Source organism: Paenibacillus allorhizoplanae, from assembly GCF_927798215.1.
Classification (GTDB): domain Bacteria; phylum Bacillota; class Bacilli; order Paenibacillales; family NBRC-103111; genus Paenibacillus_E; species Paenibacillus_E allorhizoplanae.
Map to the genome: position 1 here is coordinate 247,458 of NZ_CAKMMW010000004.1, position 20,472 is coordinate 267,929.

Genomic DNA, 20,472 nt, shown 5'->3' on the forward strand with positions numbered 1-20,472 from the left:
TATCCTTATTGCATGATTTCACTAGCAACAATGGAAAGATCTTCGATATCTACTTGGTTATCCTTATTAATATCTGCTTTCACTGCATCTGCATCCCAATCCACATCGCCTAGCTGCTTGCCATAAGAAGCCGCCACCATTGCTAAATCCCCGATTGTAACACCAGCACTTCCGTTGATGTCCGTATGATACACAGGTGGACCCGATGGCTGTTGAAGCTCCAGAATCAGCCTGTCGATCTCGGCAAAATTCGTCTTTTTCGTTAATTTAATCGTATTTAAACCTTGATTCAAAGTTATCGTGATGGCAGATGGATTATAACGTCCCCATCCGAATTGTTTGTAATCAATGACTTGATTGGCTCCATTGTTGACGGATACATCTTGCTGAGCAATAACCGTACCTCCAGTTCCATTGGCAGCCATGACCGTCATTTGGTAAGTACCCGCTTTTTCAACGTTCACATTAAATAAGATATAGTCGCTTCCAGCTGTGTCCACATGACCTGCCACTTTGCCGCCAGAAGCTTCGTCAGAATTGTTAATTCTCACAGTTCCTCCAAGAATGGCATCCTCCGCTTCATAGCTGTACATGGAGATCGAAGTTGTGCCTGATGGCTCCTGAATCAATGCCCCATAAGCGACTGGTGTGCCGAAGTTTGGCGTGCCATCCGCATTCCAAGTGAACTTTTGAGCACGAACGGAACGATTCGCCCAGCTTCCGCCAGATTTAAGATCAGCGTGATAGACGATCCAATCCTCCAAACCATCCGGCGACTTCGTAAATGAGTTATGTCCAGGACCGAATGCTCCCGCGGATTTGCTGAATACGGAACCTGACTTCGTCCACGAAGCTGGATTAAGGACATTCCCATCGGTATTGGTCAGCATGCCTAAATTGTAATTATCAGTCCAACTGCCGCTTGCCGAATATACGATAAAGATCTTATCGTTTTTGATCAAAATTTCCGGACCTTCATTGATTGTCGGCGTGCCATCTAGCTCCCAAGCTTGATCAGGTGAAGATAACAACACCCGAGGTCCACTGATCGTCCAAGGATTGCTCATCGGTGCAATGTAAATTTTTTGACTCACATTCGCATCGCCTTCCCAACCGGACCATACGAAGTACATGGAATTATCGCTTTTCACTAAGACAGTACCATCAATAGCCCATTTGTCTGAGGCATCAGCAATCTTACCTTTAAATGTATAGCTGCCTTGCGCGTCATTCGTATCGCTTTCGAGCACATACATCCGGTGATTATTATTGTTGCCGTCATCTGCTGCAAAATAAATGTACCATTTGCCATTGATGTTCTGAATTTCAGGAGCCCATAAACCTTTGGAATACATTTGTCCGCTAGGCGGAGTATAGACAGTAACACGAGGCTCGATTCCGATATCCTGAAGTCGTTTCGCTTTCACGACTTGAATCGCAGCATCATTTTCTGATTTCACATAATAATAGTAGCCATCTTTGAAAACAACGCTCGGATCTGCCGAACCCGCTCCGCTTGAGACAGGTACGATCGGGTTTTTGAACATGCCGCTATCCGTCACCGTAATTTCAGCAGAAGCTGTTTTCCCTCCAACTGCCGTGACTGTAATCGTCGCAGTTCCTTTGTTAATCCCTTTTACATTACCGCTTCTATCCACTTGTACGGTACCCGAATGGCTGGAACTCCATGTAAGCAGCTGATTGGACGCATCTGCAGGTGAAATCGTCGCCGTCAACTTTTTCGTTTCATCCACTTTCACCGCCAATGCGTGAACATCTAAGGAAACAGACGCTACACTTTTCCCCGCGTAAATAGGGGTTACTGCTTGTTTGGTTAGCTGACTATGTGACCATTTGACATGTAAACTAGCATCACCGCTTGCGTGAACATACTCAACTTTCACCGGATACTTTTCTCCAGCTGTTAGTGCGATCGTACCGCTTATTTCCTCTTTGGTGCTGCTTGTTTTGTTAACGACCAATGTGTCGCCAAACCAAACTTTAACAACATTATCGCTATCCACATAAATTGTATGTGTCCCAGAATTCGTCGGTTGCACCGTTCCCATCCATCGTGTGGAGAAATGATCCTCACCAATGCCTACGGTTGGATCTGGCGAACCTGTTCCCTTCTCATTCCCAAGATCGAAATCAATTTTCGGTGTAAACGATGATTTAGCTAACGTTGTAAAGTTCTCGTCCTTGAAGTAGCTTACGTTGAAAACAGGTAGCGTATCGAAAGCTGTTCCTGTTAATGCTTTAATGTCGTTCACATCCCACGGATGACCATCCGGATAAGTAATCCCGTGGAAAGGCATCGTCGGCTCAGATGTTAATGGATTCGTATCCGATCCCCAAGGGAAACGTGTATTATCTCGACCGATACCGAATTCCCACATCACGAAACCGATATCTTTCTGACCATAATGTTCCACAATGCCTGGAACGGTTTGCGTCGATCTGTTCATCGCTTCGTCCGCAAGAATTCCCTTGCTGATCCCGTAAGGTGTCGGATAATCCGACTCATACGGATGCCAAGTTATAAAGTCTGACGTTGCATCACCGCTAAATTGGCCGCCTGTTGAGGATACCGGATGATTGGCATCGATTTCTTTGATCCAAATACGTGCATCATTCATGATCTGCTTCGTGATTTGATCCATAAGTCCACTCTCGCCATTGCTCGGCTCATTATAAATGTTCCAGAAAGCAATTCGCGAATCATTTTTATGCGCATTGACAATTCCCTGCACATACGCTTTCAATGCAGCTTTATTCGCAGCATAGTTGGATTTAACTGCATCCCCTGGACCTTCTACCCAACGGCTATTATGCGCACCGTAAAGTGGAGCTAATTGTGGCCCCATAACCGGATTGTCATTCCAACAATCATCGAAAAAGGCAAGTTCTACTTTGATGCCGTGTTTGTCGGCAAGCTGCAAGAAATCTTCCAGATTGGCCAACAATCTCGCGCTATCGTTTTCCCACAACAGATTGTGTAGGAATACCCGTACAAAATTGATGCCGTACAATTCCGCATAGCCTAATTCGCGATCGTTAATATCATGATCGTATTCGTTCCATTGCTGAATCTGATTCACAACGTTCGTCGGTACGAAAACTGCGCCTTGTACCCAAGACCAGTCGTACGTTGGCATCTGAACTTCGCCTAAGTCTTTGACACTAATATTGTCATAGCTTGTGGCTACGTAATGAGCTCTCACACCGATCGCCCCAGTTGTATAGGTCGTATCAACAGCACTTACGATATGCTCGTCATTAATATAGATATCGATATGGCTGCCAACCGCTTTCACCTTCATGCGATAAACAACATTTTGCGTGACTGGGTAAATAATCGATGCGAGTTCTTTCCAGTTGTTATTCAGTTTCCCTAACTGCACACGGCCATTTGAGGTAAGTCCCGCATAATAGCCTTTCATGTTATCTCCGCCATTGCTCGGATTTGCAACTCGGAAAATTAAGCCTGCATTATCATTATTCACGCCGTTTTTCAACGTAATGTCTGCCTCATATTCAAAGTTGTCGAAAGAAGTTCCCGTAGCAACGGATTTGAAGCCAGGGCCTTTATCGGTTATTTGATAAGCCTTGCTCGCAACAGTCCATGTTCCTTCATAGGTCGTCCAGCCATTCGCATTGTCGTCGTTAAAATCATCGGAGAATGTATGGCTGACTAACGTAAACGTCGCACTTTGAACCGCGGAATCAAGCATGCCATTTTTAGTTGCCATAGCTTTCACTGTCGTTGTGGCTGTCAATGTGATTGGACCGTTATAGACAGGTGACGCCGCTGTAGGTGTGCTGTTATCGGTTGTATAGTGAATGTCGGCACCGACTGTCGGGCTCGATATCGTAACGATTTGCGAACTAGGGAAATTCCCTGAATTTGGATTAATAACCGGTGCTGCAACAGGTAGGACTACATGTGTTAATTGCTTCAATGAAACATTGTCATAAGAAACTTGTAGATTCTCATTCCATGCTCTCAGCCCAACAGATCCCACCGCGTACGTTGCATCTATAAAATCGTAGGCTAACATCTCATTGACGTAAATGTAAAAATGAGTTCCAAGCGCAATCACTTTCAAGTGATTGTAATCGTTTGGCTTGACGCCGCTGACAACCGTTGAGGCAATTTCTGACCATGCGCCAGTCGTTCCCGTAGCGCTCATCTTACCAATTTGAAGCTTCCCAGCAGCATTCATACCAGCGTAATACGCATTAATTTTATCCACACCATCAGCTGGCGCCGATGCTCGGAAAACCACGCCGCTATTGGAAGACACTGCATCCTGTGGGTTCATATCGACTTCAAAAACAAAGTCTTGATAAACGCCCTCCACGACGGACTTGGCCCCTCTTGGATTAGCAGCTACATAGTTATAAACACCTTGCGTTACAGTCCATGTGGTTGGGGTACCTTCTGCTTTACCCAAATAATTCAACCAGCCATCGGCATTGCCATCGTTAAAATCATCGGTAAATGCTGCTGTACTTTCAGCAATAATATAAGAAGACGTCACCACATTCGACACCATTTCGCCTGCTTTTTCCGCATATGCTTTGATGATTACATCCGATGTCACCACGATTGGTGAGGTATAGATTGGAGAAGAAGCATTCGGCAGTGTGCCATCAAGTGTGTATCGGATCGTTGCCCCTGTCGTTGGTGTCGTAAGGGCAATATGTTGCTCGCTACTGTAAACACCAGCAGGTGTATCGAACGCTGGGGCAGCTGTCTCAGACGCCGCATACTCTTTGACCTCAAGATTATCAAAGTTCGTTGTCCCCCACCATGTTCGAAGACCAATAGAACCAGAGGTTGTAATTTGTTTGCCGTCATTATCAACAAAGTCAATCCTCGGCGTTATCATATCATCGACAAACACTTGAATGTGATTGCCTACCGCGACAACTTTCAAATGACCGCTTGAATACGGATAAGATACGCTTCTCAATTCCTTATATTCGTTGCCGCCTGCACCAACAACCCTGGAGAGCATAAGCGTTTTGTCCACACGCAATGCAGCGAAGTAGCCATTATACCCATCAGCCACGTCACCAGTCGGCGAAGTGACTCGAAATAATAACCCCGATTGATCTGAATTGATACCGGATACTTGAAGATCCGCTTCATAAACGAAATCTTTAAAATTAGTACTCTGAAACACCGTCTTAGAGCCTGGGGAACCAGTCGTTCTATACTGATTTGCTGCATTGACTGTCCAAGATCCTCTGTTCCCTGCATTATCGGACCCATATGTTGTCCACCCATCTGCAAGTCCATCATTGAAATCCTCCCTAAACACAGGCAATGGATCACCCGTTGCTGCTGATATCGACGCAACAGGCAATAACGAAACTGTCATACATAATAGCAGCATATACGCCCAAGCTTGTCGAATCTGTTTGTGATGAAAGGCCATTACACGTTTCAAACGATTTCCTCCCCCTAAAATCAACAATGTCATTCATGCTTATCCTTATTTTGACTGATGAACACTTTCATGTATTTAGATTATTTGGCATTCCTTTATACTTTTCCGACAAATCGCATAAAAAAAAGCCTTACCAAATCATTCTTGGTTGGGCTTTTGTGTGTGATAATAGGACTGTCTCGTTTGACGCACCTGCTCTCTATGCTTGCCAGGATTGACGCCAAACCTCTTGACGAATTGGTGACTCAGATACGAGGCATCCCCCAACCCGCATGCAGAAGCGATTTCTGCAAGACTATCGTCGCTGTTCTCAAGCATTCCCTTGGCTCTCTTTAAGCGAAGCTCACGAACCATCTGCATCGGGTTCATCTGATATTCCTCTATGAAAATTTTATCCAAATAGTTCGTATTTAAATGCAAGAGATTCGCTAATGTTTTTCTTGTCACTTTCTCATGAAAAGACGTATGAATATAAGAAATGACCTTTTCTAGCCGTTCACCGTTTCTGCTTGCCTGGAAACTACGATGCACACGACCGTTCCTATCCCAGCTTTCCAACAATAAATGGACTAATTGCATACCGATACCTGATAGCTCTAGTTCACGAAAGGGGGAGTCTTTTTTCTGCCAGGCTGCTAATAGCTTGTAAAAAATGGCGGAGAATACCGCTGGATCTATCATTGTCAGCACTTCAGCTATGGGATATAAACGGAACAAATCAACCTGATAGCTGTTTCTCACATCAAGTAACATCCAAAGGTGAAGACCAGGCGTTGTTGCTTTCTCAGCGAAAGGTAATCCCGGGGCGTGCAGCATGACCTGTCCGGACGTCGCCGTTTGCGCCTTACTGCCATCCTCCACTTCTACCTGTCCTTCCACGATAAAGCTGACTACCCAGTACGGATAGATCAGGTTTTGAATATCGATGGCGTTATAAAAGGCTTCCTCCACTTGAAATAAGCGAATATGCCAGTATTCGTCCATCAATCCCTTTGGATCCTTCACCAGGCTCACTCCTAACCATTACATTCAAGCTTTTCTTTATGAAAGCTTCTAACTTAAAGCTTCTCACTTACATATTGCCGTATTTGCTCGGAATTATCAAACCCCACCCACTTCCCTTCGATGATGGCAGCTGGTTGCAGCCGACACCCCACACATTGACTTTGACACACGATTAAATCCCCCTCTTCTTACGATAAGGACTAGACCTCTTCTTTGGATTGGAAGCGTTCATAGACGGCTTTCCCATCCTGTGAAATGATCGGTCCATTCTTATACTCAGCGCCGGTTCTTGGGTCTGTTGAGCCTTCCACGGCATATTGAATCACGTAAGCTTTCCGTGTATCGTTACTTCGGTTTGGCGTACTGCGGTGGAACAACAACGAGTGGAATGCGACCATACTTCCCTTTTTCAAAGGTACAGGTGTCCCTTCAACGTCCCCATAGTAACACAACCAACCAATGTCCGTTTTCACATGCGCAACAAGGCCCTTATGATGCGAGCCTTCTTGAATCCAAATGCAACCATTCTCAAGCGTAGCGTCCTCAAGTGCCAGCCAACAGGTTACATAGTGCATCGGCTCAATCGGCGCATAGCCATTATCCTGATGCCAAGGAAAATCACGCTTAGCTTCTGGTCGTTTATAAACAGATTGGTCCCAATACAGACGAATGTCTGGACCAAGAATGGATGTAGTAATTTCTACAAAACGATCATCAGCCGTAAACTGCTGCAATTCGGGTCTGATAAAATTTAATCCAGAGGTAAAATTGATCTGATTCGGTATGTTATTAAAACTTTTCCCAGCCTCGCTGAGACGACGCTCCGATTCCTCATCCAACCCATCAATGATGGTGCGTACGCGATCCATTTCTTCGGTGGAGAATAAATTTTCAAAAATAATAAACCCTTTATCTTGGTATTGTTGCAGTTGTTCTTGTGTTAACATGCTTCAATCGCTCCCTCGTTATAAAATTCTTACATTGCAATCATCTTATAAATGGATCTTTCTCACAATTTGCTCGCTCCACTAATTCATTGTGTTTTTTACTCTTTTTGAGGAAATATAAGTAACAGTCCGATAAGAATAAATAACAAAAAGCGCAGCTCTGCCAATGCAGAAACTACGCTTTAACTATTTTGCGATCAATCGAATGTTTTCAACTCAAGCCTTCGCCTTAACCCCTTTTTTTACTAAAAGGAAGTAAGACAACATCGCTGCGGCACTCGTAGTCAATATAATGACCCCCAGCGGAACTGCCGTGTGTTCCCCAGCAATCCCGACTAGCGGGGAAACGACTGCTCCGAGAAGAAAGGGAATGACACCCATCAACGCAGCCGCGCTGCCTGCCATATGTCCCTGACTCTCCATCGCAAGCGGAAATGCTGCCGTGGAAGTAATCCCGATGGACGCTACAAAGAAAACGAGTGGAATCACCAGTGCGTACAGCGGCCCGTGGAAAATACCCACTAGCAAGACCGCAATACTGGCTGCGCCAGCCATATATAGTCCGAACAATAGAAAGAACTGCTCCGACACACGGTGAGCCATCCGACCGACCAACTGCGAACCAATAATCAAGGTGATCCCATTGGATCCAAATAACAGTGCAAATACCGTAGGGGAAACCCCATAAATATTTTGATAAATAAATGGGGTGCCCGAAACGTAAGCGAATACCCCTGCGATCATGACCCCCTGCGCGAGCATATACCCCGTAAATGAGCGGTCACGCAAAAGCGATCCATAGTTACGCAGTTGCTGCGCAAAATTGCTTGGACTGCGGCGTTCGATGGGCAACGTTTCTTTGAGACTCCATTTGGTCATGGCAAGGAGGAACATCCCCAGCAATGCCAATGCAACGAAGACGCCAACCCAGCTCGTTAATGATAGAACTCCGCTTCCGGCAACTGGCGCCACAAGTGGGCCCAAGTTTCCGACAAGTAAGAGCAGCGAGAAAAATTTCGTTAGTTCGTGGCCGCTAAACATGTCACGTGCAATTGCCCGGGAAATGACAATGCCCGCTGACGCAACAAACCCCTGCACGAGTCGTGCAAAGATCAGCAGCCATATACTCGGCGCGATCGCGCAAGCTATAGATGCCACAACATAGAGAGCCATAGAAATAAGCAGCGGTTTGCGCCTACCGTAAACGTCACTGAGCGACCCCATAACCACTTGGCCGACACCAAGTCCAAGTAAACAGGCGGTCAGGCTGAGCTGTACGAGGGATGCTGTTGTACCGAATTTTTCCACAATCTGTGGAAAGGCCGGTAAGTACATATCGATAGTAAAAGGTCCGAGTGTCGAAAATAAACCTAGCAGCAGCGCTAGTCGAACGGCATGCTGATTGTTCTTGTTTGTCATATTATGAGTTTCTCCTATACTCCCATTCCATATCCGGAACTTTTCTCTGTAATTGGTTACACCATAACATAACTGTATAGTTTTTGACAACAGTTAATTGTGCGCATCGAAATGAAAAAGCAGCCGATCCAGGAGTTTCCTGAATCAACTGCTTCTCGATTTTTCATGTTAGAAGATTCCTCTCCTGTTTAACCTTTATTCATATTTTATGCGGGGTAACCAACGACCTGCACTTGGTAAGCCCAAATAAGTGAACATATCGCCTATATGACAACCGCTGAGATCAACAATAGACCCCATGCCTATACATGTTCACTAACCTGCAAGACAGGTTCATAAACCATTACGATTGGAAAAAGCAAGCTAGAATCGCAAGGCTACAAAATAAGATGTTCACTTAACATGTTTCTATTACAAAGAAGCCGACAACTGATATACATCAGCTGCCTGCTTTTCCCCCTTCAGTCGATATGGATGAAAACTTTGTCTGCTTCAATCTTAACCGGATATACTTTTAGATTGATGCATACTGGCTTACGCTTCGCTTCACCCGTCGTAAAGTCAAACCGGCCATTATGCTTAGGACATTCAATGGTGCTTCCCATGACAAGCCCATCAGCTAAATGAAATTTCTCATGGGTGCAGAATCCATCCGTTGCATAATATTGGCCTTTATCTGAGCGATATATAGCAAACGTACGATCTTGATAATCGAAACGAATAACATCTTCTTCCTCAATGTCATCGGCTTTACAAGCTTCAACCCAACCCTCGATATGATGCATACCTGCCTCCAAGTAAGATAAGATTTATTTAAGTTATCATCATTGCTTCTCATCCCGACTGGGATACCGATGAAAGATTTCGATCAATTACTTTCCGATGCTCAGCAAATTCACGGCATCTAGGCACGATATAGGAATGGTCTTTCCTCATCTTCCAGATTGCTCCCCATGTCTCGCGGACAGCAGCTGTGAAGCTCGAAGCAGCAACTGGGCAGTCATGCTTGATCTCCTCGTGCAAAGCAGGCAAATTATAATACGGAACCAACGGAAACATATGATGTTCAATATGATAATTCATATTCGTGTACAGAAACCGAAGAATACGGTTTGTATAGAAAGTCCTCGCACAAAGCCTGTGATCGAGCGTATCTTCATATAGACCGACGTGCTGCGTTGAGACCAGCAAACCGTTCAGAAGAGCGCCATAGAACGCAGGCAGCCCAACGAACATGAGTGGTAAAATGCTATCTAAATAAAAGCACAAAGAGATAATAACCGCATAAATAATAATAAATACACGCGCTTCCAAGAATAATTTTCGTTGCTCGCTGGTCGGGACCAATTCCTTCTCTTCGGCGCTTAAAAGTCCTATTGCATGTTTGAACAGGTAGGGCCAAGTATTGTAAATGAATGATTCTCGGATTATATATCGCAGCACACGTTGCAATTTTGGAGGACGCGGTTCCATAATTTCCGGATCGCTGCCCACGATGATCGTATCCGTATGGTGACGGGCATGCGTCCAGCGAAAGTTCGTAGCTTGAATCAAAATCAGAAACGAGGTGAATTGATACAAGGCTTCGTTCATCCACGCCGTTCGAAACATTGTGCCATGGCTGGATTCATGCCATTTGGATACGGCAGGTACCGTGTAGACAGTTCCATATACGATAAAAACGGGTACAGCCCACCATGATCCCCACGACAGATAGGCAACATAGCCCAGTACGACTGTTAAGGCGATCCAGAGCAAGGTGTCACGAATTGCCGGACCGTTCTTGCGGATCATGAGCTCCTTCATACGTTTTCGGGGAACGGAGCATTGATACCACTCCCCTGAAACAAGCCCTTTCTCAATCGCTTTTTGCCGTTCTGGTCCAAGAATACTATAGTTCAGCTGTATGGTGTTCCCCATATGATCTCTCCTCGTCAGTCTGTATTTTCTTCAGTTCTGAATATGCTAAGCGTACCAGATCAAATAGCACTTGACTTCCCAGAACTTATTAAATAGGATCAGACACATAAGAGTAATACGAACGCATGGAAGGAAGAGCTATTAATGACTATGCTGCACTCATCAAGTTCGATGCGATGGGTTTTCCCTCCGCATGAAGATAATCCTGAGAGATTTGAAAGCGCGACCACCATCCGACTCGTTCCGGAATTGTTCGTCGTAGGATATCAAAAATATGCAGAAGCGTATCCCATCCCCCTTCATTGTCATCATCACGCATATGAATTTGTCTATTTACATAGCGGAAGTGCAACATGGGAGCTCGATGGTATCCCTTATCCGATGAGTGCTGGGCAATGGTTTTACACCCGTCCAGGAGAACTTCATAAAGCTCGGTTTAATCATTTAGAGCCTAGTCGGATCTGGTGGATGATTGTGCAGGATCCAGAGGGCACCCCGAATTGGTTCCGCTTGGAAGGCTCTGATCGTGAGTTGGCCGGTTCTCGCTTACAGCAGCTTCCACGGGTATTTCGCGCAGGTCATCGCGTGCACGAACAATTCCTACGCTTGAAGGCGACATTAGAAACAGAGGGCCCTGATCAAGCTTTTTTTGCCCGACATCAGGTTCTAGACATCATCATGGGACTTCTGCAGCCTACTTCTTCCAAGTCAATAGAGCCCGGAGTCAAGGATGCGGTGATCCGCTCCGTCTATCAAATAACGCAAGCGCCTAATACGCGATATTCCGTTGCGGAGCTTGCCCGTGCATCTCAGATGAGCGAGTCTCATTTCTATAAAGTGTTTCACAACATATTCGGACAGTCTCCTGCTGCTTATATGGAACGCATACGAATGGAGCGTGCCTGCTCGCTTCTGCAAACGAGCGTCTCCATTACGGAAATTGCCTTTGAGCTAGGGTTTAAGACCAGTCAACACTTCACGACCGTATTTCGCAAACATATCGGCAGTTCTCCAAGTGAGTGGCGCTCTAATCCTTTTTAGCCTGAGAAAATAAAAAAAAGACTGCATTCACCCAAGGAGGAATAGGTGCTTGTAGTCTTTTGTGTTTACTTACAAATACGATCAACTTAGCGTCTAAAGCTTCCTGCCGAACCAGAAAGTTGTTGTTCTGCGATTTGCACTAAGCGTTTCGTAATGTTGCCACCAATAGAGCCAGCATCGCGTGATGCAAGGTTGCCATTGTATGCTTGAAGCTGAATCCCTAACTCTTGTGCCACCTCATACTTCAGTTGATCCATTGCTGCTTTTGCTTGTGGAACTGCCAATGTGTTGTTAGCCATAATTGTTATTCACTCCTTTTCTTGGTGTGATATTATCATGTGGAGTTTGAAAAATATTATACATGCATTAATTTTTTTATTTTTAATTTTTCGGGATCGTTTTGTAAGCATGCTTCAGTTTCAGTAATGCCTCCACAAAATAGTAATCACCATAAATGAGAGAAGCATCTACATAAATATTTTGCATAAAATATCCCGTCCCATGCAGCAATATTCCCTCTGAATCTTCCTGCAATCCCGTATAGTTCTGATACAAGGAAAACAATATCTCTTCGGCAGCTTGTTTATAACTTAATCCGTCAACAGCTCCTAGAATTGAAGCTATTTCTAGGAGTCCTGAGGCTGCAATAGCAGCAGCAGCAGAATCTCGCGGCGCGTCAACGGAATCCCTAGGCAAACGGAAATCCCAATATGGTACCTTATCCGAAGGCAAATGATTAAGAAAAAATTGCGCAACTCGCTTCGTGGCAGATAAGTATCTCTCTTTGCCCGTATATGTGTAGCTGAGAGCAAATCCATACAGCGCCCATGCCGCTCCTCTGGACCAGGCAGAATCTGCCGCATAACCTTGACCAGCCAACGCTCCCACACGAGCGCCTGTCTCCGGATCGAAAGCTACTATATGATGGACAGATCCATCTTCTTGTATAAATTCTTTGAGCACCATATCGGCATGAAGCTCGGCAATATGACGATACCGCGGATCAGCAATCACTTCTGAAGCCCAGTACAACAGTGGTAAATTCATCATACAATCAATGATCGCCCAGCCACTGTGATCTTCATTACCCCAATTCGGCCACGCACGAATGAAGGATCCAACAGGATTAAATCTTCCTGCAAGTAAGCTTGCCGCCATGAGTGCATGCCGTTTGGCAGCTTCATCTGATAGATGCTCATATTGTTTGATGCTGCTCAGCCCGAACATAAAGCCAACGTCATGATGTAAATGCTCAAATTCCCATAAAGTTTGACTGATTTGCTCTTCACACGCAACAGCCAATGCCTGCAGACGTTCATTCTTCGTTTCGCTATATACTAACCATAACAGTCCTGGCCAAAATCCTGCGACCCAGTCATGGGCCGGAGTCATTACGAAGCGGCCATTCTCGGTACCATTCGGAAATGCTGCACCAATGCTATGACTTGTTTGTCCTATTTTATCAACAACCTGTTCCCAAGCCTTCTCTATCCATGCATTGTCCATGTTTGACTCCCCTTTTGATCCTTATATTTGCTTCCGGAAGATGTCCGGGGTCACACCGTAATATTTTTTGAATCTCCGAATAAAATGCTGCGGGCTTTGGTACCCTACTTTTTCAGTGATTTCATAAATTTTAAACGAAGTTTTCTCAAGCAGCCGCTTCGCTTCCTCCATTCGTGCATGTAAAATGTATTCACTCAAATTTAATCCAGTAATCTCTTTATAAATTTTGGATAAATAAACGGCGTGCAGATAAACATGCTCACTAATCGATTGCAAGGTAACATCCTTGGATAAATTAAGGTGGATATAGGCCTGAATTTTATTAACCAGCTGTTGGTGATTCTCATCATCGACGATAGGAACTCCCTCAGTCAAGGCTTCGAGAATAAGGATGCACCATGCTTTTAATTGCTTGGCCGAATGAATGACACTGTGTTCTTTATGTACGGAGCCAATGCCGATAATATCTTCTAAAACCTTGCCTTTCTTATGAGCAAGAAATGTGAAACAGCTTAGGATATGTAAATAGGCTTCTCGGAGATGAGCACGCGAATCTGCTTGTTTTTGTTCTAATTCTTGAAAAATCACATGGAACTTCTCATTCAATTTGTCGAGGTTATTGCTCTCCATCAGTTGTATCAACATAGGGGCATGGTACAAGGAGCGTAAAGGTTCTAATCCACGACTTGAAACATCATGCTTATTCAAATTGAAAATACCTTTTCGTTCTGATGCACTAATGGCAGATGAAACGACGGAAGTGTAATTGGCATGAATTTCTTCAGGAAACCGCGCTGGTGTAGACAAGTAGATGGCAACAGTTCCTTTTAAATAACGATGAACCTGTTCCAATAAGAGATTGGCAATCGAAACCAGTCCCTCCTCACTCCAAGCCGTACCTCCCGAATGAATCGGCTTGAGCATCAAGGTGACATTGTCTTGCGGCGCTTTCCTTGTCCACAGACTGAAATGACTTTGGAGCAATTCTTCCGCCATATTCATGACGGCATATTCAAATAATTTCATATCGGAGGGTGTGTACGATTCATAAAAATGAGGATCGAATTGAATCACCATGAATCGAATGCAATCTCCAAAAGTAAAAGGAATTTGATACATCTCCAGTTTTTCTGTCAGCTGCTTATGTGAGATATCCGCTCCTTGCAAAAGATCATTCAATACTTTTTCTTTTAGAAGGGGTAAATTCTGATGGAGGATCGCATTGGCCTGTTTAAAGGCTTGCGAATGCTGCAAATCATTTTGACGCTTAGAAATGACGCGGCTTACTGCATCTATGAGCAATTGATCACGCACGGGCTTAATTAAATATTCAACGGCATGGAGCTCAATTGCCTTCTTCGCATATTCAAATTCTGCATATCCGGTCAACAGAATAGCATCAATTTTCCGACTAGACTCATGAATTCGTTCTAATAAATCCAGGCCACTCATGCCTGGCATACGGATATCTGTGATGATGATATCAACAGGGTGCGTCTCCATGATTGCAAGCGCCCCCTGGCCCTCATACGCTTTATGAATCGTGGATATCCCTAGTTCTTCCCATGGTAAAGTTGCTGCTAACGTATCAACTTGATGCTTATGATCATCCACAATCAGCAATGAAAACATGTAATCACTCACTCCCTTGCTGCTTTCTCCCAGCTTAACTCAATTCGTAAACCACCTAGTGCTGAATTATCCAATCGCATACGGGAATGCTGTCCAAAATAATAGTGGAAGCGATGATAGACATTCCATACCCCTTTCTGAGGAGAATCATTATGTTCATCTTCCGTCTTTTGCCTTAACTTCGTCAAAGCTTCCGCCGATAAACCTGGCCCGTTATCCTCAATGATCAGCCGGTAAAGCGGGCCGTCATCGAGCCCTACAATGGTGATAAGTCCGTTCATCGAAATCTCCTCGAGCCCGTGTACAATGGCATTTTCAATGATCGGCTGAATTATCAGCTTAGGAATCTTCATGGCTTTCATCGTCTCGGGCACGGAAATCATATACCGAAATTTATCCAACTGCTGATTCATAATATTCATATAGTTGACAGCCAGCTCTAGCTCTGTCCCGAGCGTTGTCTCCAACGTTTCATTTCGAGTCGTATATTTATAGTAATCTCCCAAATTGTGGGCCATGGCAATGACCGATTGATTTTTATTCATTTTAGCCATATTCACGATATAAGCCAGACAATTATAGAGAAAATGAGGATTAATTTGCGATTGGAGCTGTTTCATAATGGCCTCTCTCGAGCGGATTTCTTCCGCATACACGCGTTTAATTAGCTCATCAATTTCTTTCGCCATGTCATTAAAGGAATCGAACAATTGTCTAAATTCATCCTTGCGTAAACTCTGAATGCGATAGGCAAAATTTTTGTTCTTGATATGCTCCGAGCTGCGAATCAGAATTCGAATAGGGACTTGGATATAAAAATATAAGAAATAAGCAGCTACCATACCGAGTAAGAGAAGTAAAAACAGAATAATGTAAAATAAATTCCGACTGTGATTGACCGGGTTTAGGATCTCCTCCAGGGGTTCAATATCAACCAAGCTCCAGTTCAGCTTTTCGGAAGGAAGGACATAAAGAATGTATTTCTTGCCACTCAGCTCTACGATGGTGGAACGCTTCGTCATCTCACTAGCATCCTTGAAGGGATACTCCTGCATGAGCTGCTGAATGAGTGTCATATTCGTCGTGCTGTTATAGACGATTTGATCCGATCTGCCATAGAAAAAGGCATCGCCATTACCAGCTAACTTAAACTCGTCTAGCAAATTCGCAATATTTTTTGTAAAGAAATCAACACGTATAATGAAATCCGATTTCATGATATCCGCCGGCTCTGCATGATAAGGTGAAACGAAGAAGCGTGAAAAAGCATCCGTTTTGACACCGCTTATATCAACTTTCGTTAATTTCCAATTAGCTGTGTAATCTTTTAAGATTTCCTCTTGATTCAGTCCTGTTGAGGGTACCGTAGACAAAGCGAGATTAATTTTCGGAAAATATAGCGTAATTATGTTCATGATTTGATTAGTCATACTGAATAGATTCAACTTGCTCTCAATGGATTGAACTACACTTACACGATCATAACTAGCTGGGGGCAATTCACCATAGGCTACCTTTTTAATTTCCGGATCTTTGGTGACGAGCGTGGCGTAGATCATGTTCTGATCCAATAGGCTTTCAATTCGATTGAGAAAGTACGACAGCTTCTCTTCATTCCGTGTATTAATTTGATTTTCAATGACATTTACACTTTGTTTATAGGAATAGGCGTAAAGGGCAAGAATGACGATTAAACTCATCACGATAAGAAGGATTACTCTCTTGATTAAATTCATTAGCCAGTGCTCCCTATCTTCCGTTTGCTTTATTTTACTAATTGCATGTCTAGTATTGTAACAATCATACAATGAAAACAGCTCCTAGGATTACCCTAACAGCCATTTACTTTGATTTATTCTTTTACCGACCCCAACGTCATCCCTTGTACAAAGTACTTTTGCAGAAAAGGATATACGAGCAAGATCGGGACTGTACCAATAAAGATCAGTGCGGATTTTAAAGAACGCTCCGATAATTTAGCGAGGTCCTCTGGATTGAGACCAATTTTCGTGAAATCGAAACTGGCAATTAAGGCCTGTAGAAAAGTAGCTAATGGAAACAGCTCTGCTTTGTTCATATAAATCATGCCGTCAAACCAAGCATTCCAATGAAACACCATGGTAAACAAGGATAATGTGGCAATGGATGGTAAGGAAATTGGCATGAATATCGTGAACAGAATACGGAAATGTCCTGCCCCGTCCATCATCGCTGCTTCTTGCAGTTCTTTCGGAATCCCTCGGAAAAAATTCATCATGAGGACGACATTGAAGACATTGACAGCGGAAGGCAAAATCAATGCTAGAAGGGAATTCGTTAGCCCTATTTTTTGAACGACCAAATACGTTGGAATGAGTCCGCCATGGAACAGCATCGTGAAGACAAAGAACCAAGCATACAGCGTTCTTCCTTTGAAAATCTGATCTTCTTTGGACATCGAATAGGCGGCCAGCATCGTTAGAAACATGGTAAGTGCGGTACCTAACACCGTCCTGATCACACTAACTCTGAAAGCGATGATAAAGTTGTTACTGTTCAACGCCTTCTCATAAGCCGTGAAATTAAAGCCGACGGGCCAAAATTTAACTAAGTACGCTGTCGTCGCATAGTCTGAACTAAACGATACAGCCAGGACATGAACCATAGGAAGAATACAGAGAAAAGCTGCAAGTGATAGGAAAATATAGTTCGAGAATTGAAATATTTTCGTGGAGAACGATAATTTAACCATGGCTATATCCCCTCAGAAAATCCTGTAATTTGCATATTTGGATGCTAATTTGTAAGTCGTAGCAATAAGTATAAATCCAATGATCGATTTAAAAAATCCAACCGCAGTAGCGAAGCTGAATGATCCTTGCTGTAAACCAACGCGGTAGACATAGGTGTCAATGATATCGCCTTTCGGATAGACAAGTGGATTATACGTGTTAAATACCTGATCGAAACCGGCATTTAGAATGTTACCTAACGATAATGTCACGATAACAATAGCTATGGGAACCACTGCTGGAATCGTAATGTGAATCGTTTTCTGCCAATTGTTTGCACCGTCAATATCTGCAGCTTCATACATATTCGGATTAATGCCTGCCATAGCAGCCAAATAGATGATGGTGCCGAATCCAAAATCCTTCCAAACATCACTGACAACTAAGGTGAAGCGATACCAGTTTCCACTTCCTAGAAAGAAGACTCGATCCAACCCCATCCCTATGAGAAGTTGATTGATCATCCCATTCGTAGACAGCAGATCCGTAAGGATACCACCGAGAATAACCCAGGAAATAAAATGAGGTAAGTAAACCAGCGATTGAATAATTCGCTTGAAGATGACGGCACGAACTTCATTCAGCAGTAAAGCGAAAGTAAAAGGAGCTATTGCACCTGCGATAATTTTGAAAACAGCAATGATAAGCGTATTCCAAATGACTTGCAACGCCGTTGGATCATGAAACATAAATCTAAAATGCTTCAAGCCCACGAATGGTGATCCAAAAATGCCTAACCATGGTTTAAAATCTTGGAATCCAATCAAAAATCCGACCATCGGGGTATAGCTGAAAATCAGCAATAGCACAACGGAAGGCAATAGGAACACATGTAGTGGCCACGTTTGGCTTAGATTGAAGAAGCCTTTTCGTTTTTTAAGGGGGATTGCCCTCTCTTGCAAAGCGTATTTTATCGTTTCCGATTTCATCCGATTCGTCTCCTATCGATCGTCAGGACTTCTCTATAAAAATGAAAATGCGGAGAACTCAAGTTATGCTAGCGCTCCGCATTTCTTATCAAATAATGGGACAATTACTTAATGCTAGCTGTATACTCATTTACTTCTTTGGTAATTTGAGCCCCGCCTTGATCATTCCATTGCTTCACAAAGGTATCAAAATAGTCCGGTTTTTGTTTTCCGTAAATGATTTGTAGGAAAGCTTGCTCCTCTAGAGCAATGAGCTGCTCCCATTTGTCTTTCATGGTCGGTGTGTTCGCGCCAAAGAATCCATTTTGTACATCTTTGTTCAGTTGTTGGAATGCAACGGAGAAGCCCTCAATTGTTAATTGGCCATTCTCTGCGGCTAGTTTCTGCTCAAACACATTGTCTTTCTTTCCAGCTGCGACACGTTGGTAAATGTTAGGTCCAGGCATGACGTTCGTTGGAGCTGTTCCTGTTCCTGGTGAAATCAACTGATAGGCATTCAGACTCAGCGTACCATCTGGAATGTTCTTCCAATCTGGCTTGCCATCTTTCATGACATAGTCATAGCCTTCACCCTTACCATTAGCAAACGGACAAGCTGCATCCTCAACCGAACAGCCGTACATCGTATCCCAATACTTAAAGACGGCTTCCATATTCGTAAATCCTTCACGGAAAACATAAATGCCATAGGATGGCAGTGATGCTGCCCTGCCTACTTCGCCTTTAATCCCGGCAGGAATCGGATAGGGTTTGATATCCAAGGCTTGATTTTTGGTTTTGGCTTCATTCACTGCCGTACCTACTGGCCAACCGCCAGCCCAACCCGGTGCAAAGGTGATTCCAGCTTTGCCTGAAGTAAAGTCTGCCATGGCTTTCGCTCCATCTTGTGTACCGAAGTCGGGACTGATATACCCTTTACTGAACCATTCATGCAATTTGCCTAATGCATCCTTCACGCCTGGCCTGGTTGACCCGTATTGCAATTTCCCGTCTGTTCCTTTCAGCCATTGGTAGGGCTGATCTTGCCCGAAAATAAACGAAGCGTCAGTCATAAAGTTCATTGTTGGTTTATGGTAGCCGGTGTTTGCCCCAAAGGCCATGCCATACGTATCCTTTTTCCCATTGCCATCAGGGTCGTTGTTCGTAAACGCATCCATAACCGCTTCATATTCTTGCACATTCGTTGGCGCTTTAAGGTTTAGCTTCTTGAGCCAATCCTCTCGGATCCACATCACGGTGTTCCCTACAATGCCATTCGAAAGTGCAGGCAAACCATACAGTTTTCCGTTTCGCTTCACCAAATTCCATACATCCGGATTTTTCTGATAGGATTCTTTCACCCTTGGTGTTGCATACTTCTCAAAGGCCTCATCAACGGTTTGAATTCTCTTGGAAGCAACAAGATCTTCAAACAAGGTACCAGAGGCAGTTAGAACATCCGGCAATGCTTCGCCGCTCGTTAAAGATAAACGAACTTTCGTCTCCAATGCAGCTCCGTCCGTGACCACCCATTGATATTTCGTCACAATACCCAGCGTATCTTTAAACCATCGGGAGATTGGATTATTCTCTGGGGTGTCGCCATTCCGCAGCTTATCGGATGGTTTTAGAGCAATCGCTCCCGTAATCGTAACCGGTGGATCAAACTTGGTTCGATCATTCTCCTTCGCTACAGTTGTTGTGCTCTTCGTTGCAACCGGACTTGTAGCTGGCGAAGCTGCAGGGCTATCTTTCTCACTGGTGCAACCTGCCAAAATGCCCATACCCAAAATGATGCTCGCTAATGCTGCTTTTGTTGTCCTTTGACGCTTCATTTACTTGTTACGCCCCCTTGTAAACTAAC

Annotated in this window: 14 protein-coding genes; 1 reads left to right on the forward strand and 13 read right to left on the reverse strand. The window is 44.0% G+C overall.

Annotated features, from left to right (window positions below):
- Positions 1-5 precede the first annotated feature (5 nt).
- From L6I86_RS09810 to L6I86_RS09835, 6 genes are all read right to left on the reverse strand, one after another.
- Positions 6-5,459, reverse strand: a complete 5,454-nt coding sequence (locus tag L6I86_RS09810; protein WP_236286668.1) for a family 43 glycosylhydrolase — start codon at positions 5,457-5,459, stop codon at positions 6-8.
- 138 nt (positions 5,460-5,597) lie between these two features.
- Positions 5,598-6,464, reverse strand: a complete 867-nt coding sequence (locus tag L6I86_RS09815) for a helix-turn-helix domain-containing protein (protein WP_236286669.1) — start codon at positions 6,462-6,464, stop codon at positions 5,598-5,600.
- A 200-nt stretch (positions 6,465-6,664) separates the two neighbouring features.
- Positions 6,665-7,411, reverse strand: a complete 747-nt coding sequence (locus tag L6I86_RS09820; protein WP_236286670.1) for a phytanoyl-CoA dioxygenase family protein — start codon at positions 7,409-7,411, stop codon at positions 6,665-6,667.
- 216 nt (positions 7,412-7,627) lie between these two features.
- Entirely contained in the window at positions 7,628-8,830 is a 1,203-nt protein-coding gene (locus L6I86_RS09825) for a multidrug effflux MFS transporter (RefSeq protein WP_236286671.1), read from the reverse strand.
- Between the two features lie 461 nt (positions 8,831-9,291).
- Positions 9,292-9,627, reverse strand: a complete 336-nt coding sequence (locus tag L6I86_RS09830; RefSeq protein WP_236286672.1) for a MocE family 2Fe-2S type ferredoxin — start codon at positions 9,625-9,627, stop codon at positions 9,292-9,294.
- Positions 9,628-9,664: 37 nt separating this feature from the next.
- Entirely contained in the window at positions 9,665-10,750 is a 1,086-nt protein-coding gene (locus L6I86_RS09835) for a fatty acid desaturase (RefSeq protein ID WP_236286673.1), read from the reverse strand.
- 144 nt (positions 10,751-10,894) lie between these two features.
- Between L6I86_RS09835 and L6I86_RS09840 the strand changes: the two genes are divergently transcribed.
- Positions 10,895-11,791 (forward strand): AraC family transcriptional regulator, encoded by an 897-nt coding sequence (locus tag L6I86_RS09840; protein ID WP_236286674.1) that lies wholly within the window; start codon positions 10,895-10,897, stop codon positions 11,789-11,791.
- Between the two features lie 86 nt (positions 11,792-11,877).
- On the opposite strand, the gene L6I86_RS09845 is transcribed toward L6I86_RS09840, so the two are convergent.
- The 7 genes from L6I86_RS09845 to L6I86_RS09875 all read right to left on the reverse strand — a co-directional run bounded on the left by L6I86_RS09845 (position 11,878) and on the right by L6I86_RS09875 (position 20,443).
- A complete protein-coding gene (locus tag L6I86_RS09845) occupies positions 11,878-12,090 on the reverse strand; it encodes an alpha/beta-type small acid-soluble spore protein (RefSeq protein ID WP_056615323.1) in 213 nt (70 codons plus the stop codon).
- Between the two features lie 82 nt (positions 12,091-12,172).
- Positions 12,173-13,297 (reverse strand): glycoside hydrolase family 88 protein, encoded by a 1,125-nt coding sequence (locus L6I86_RS09850; RefSeq protein ID WP_236286675.1) that lies wholly within the window; start codon positions 13,295-13,297, stop codon positions 12,173-12,175.
- A 21-nt stretch (positions 13,298-13,318) separates the two neighbouring features.
- Complete coding sequence (locus L6I86_RS09855; RefSeq protein ID WP_236286676.1) at positions 13,319-14,929, reverse strand: response regulator transcription factor; 1,611 nt, start codon at positions 14,927-14,929, stop codon at positions 13,319-13,321.
- Positions 14,930-14,937: 8 nt separating this feature from the next.
- Positions 14,938-16,665 carry a sensor histidine kinase gene (locus L6I86_RS09860; RefSeq protein WP_236286677.1) on the reverse strand — a complete coding sequence of 576 codons (1,728 nt, stop codon included), beginning with the start codon at positions 16,663-16,665 and terminating at the stop codon, positions 14,938-14,940.
- Positions 16,666-16,781: 116 nt separating this feature from the next.
- Positions 16,782-17,660, reverse strand: coding sequence for a carbohydrate ABC transporter permease (locus tag L6I86_RS09865; RefSeq protein WP_236286678.1), 879 nt, complete (start codon positions 17,658-17,660; stop codon positions 16,782-16,784).
- Between the two features lie 12 nt (positions 17,661-17,672).
- Complete coding sequence (locus L6I86_RS09870; protein ID WP_236286679.1) at positions 17,673-18,629, reverse strand: ABC transporter permease; 957 nt, start codon at positions 18,627-18,629, stop codon at positions 17,673-17,675.
- A gap of 104 nt (positions 18,630-18,733) precedes the next feature.
- The gene (locus L6I86_RS09875; protein WP_236286680.1) at positions 18,734-20,443 is read right to left on the reverse strand and encodes an extracellular solute-binding protein; all 1,710 of its coding nucleotides are present in this window, start codon (positions 20,441-20,443) and stop codon (positions 18,734-18,736) included.
- Between the last annotated feature and the right edge of the window lie 29 nt (positions 20,444-20,472).

Bases quoted from the DNA above. Each gene is read 5' to 3' on its own strand.
- L6I86_RS09820 (WP_236286670.1), bottom strand. From the start codon at position 7,411: ATGTTAACACAAGAACAACTGCAACAATACCAAGATAAAGGGTTTATT.
- L6I86_RS09825 (WP_236286671.1), bottom strand. From the start codon at position 8,830: ATGACAAACAAGAACAATCAGCATGCCGTTCGACTAGCGCTGCTGCTA.
- L6I86_RS09835 (WP_236286673.1), bottom strand. From the start codon at position 10,750: ATGGGGAACACCATACAGCTGAACTATAGTATTCTTGGACCAGAACGG.
- L6I86_RS09840 (WP_236286674.1), top strand. From the start codon at position 10,895: ATGACTATGCTGCACTCATCAAGTTCGATGCGATGGGTTTTCCCTCCG.
- L6I86_RS09845 (WP_056615323.1), bottom strand. From the start codon at position 12,090: ATGGCTAACAACACATTGGCAGTTCCACAAGCAAAAGCAGCAATGGAT.
- L6I86_RS09850 (WP_236286675.1), bottom strand. From the start codon at position 13,297: ATGGACAATGCATGGATAGAGAAGGCTTGGGAACAGGTTGTTGATAAA.
- L6I86_RS09855 (WP_236286676.1), bottom strand. From the start codon at position 14,929: ATGTTTTCATTGCTGATTGTGGATGATCATAAGCATCAAGTTGATACG.
- L6I86_RS09860 (WP_236286677.1), bottom strand. From the start codon at position 16,665: ATGAATTTAATCAAGAGAGTAATCCTTCTTATCGTGATGAGTTTAATC.
- L6I86_RS09865 (WP_236286678.1), bottom strand. From the start codon at position 17,660: ATGGTTAAATTATCGTTCTCCACGAAAATATTTCAATTCTCGAACTAT.
- L6I86_RS09870 (WP_236286679.1), bottom strand. From the start codon at position 18,629: ATGAAATCGGAAACGATAAAATACGCTTTGCAAGAGAGGGCAATCCCC.
- L6I86_RS09875 (WP_236286680.1), bottom strand. From the start codon at position 20,443: ATGAAGCGTCAAAGGACAACAAAAGCAGCATTAGCGAGCATCATTTTG.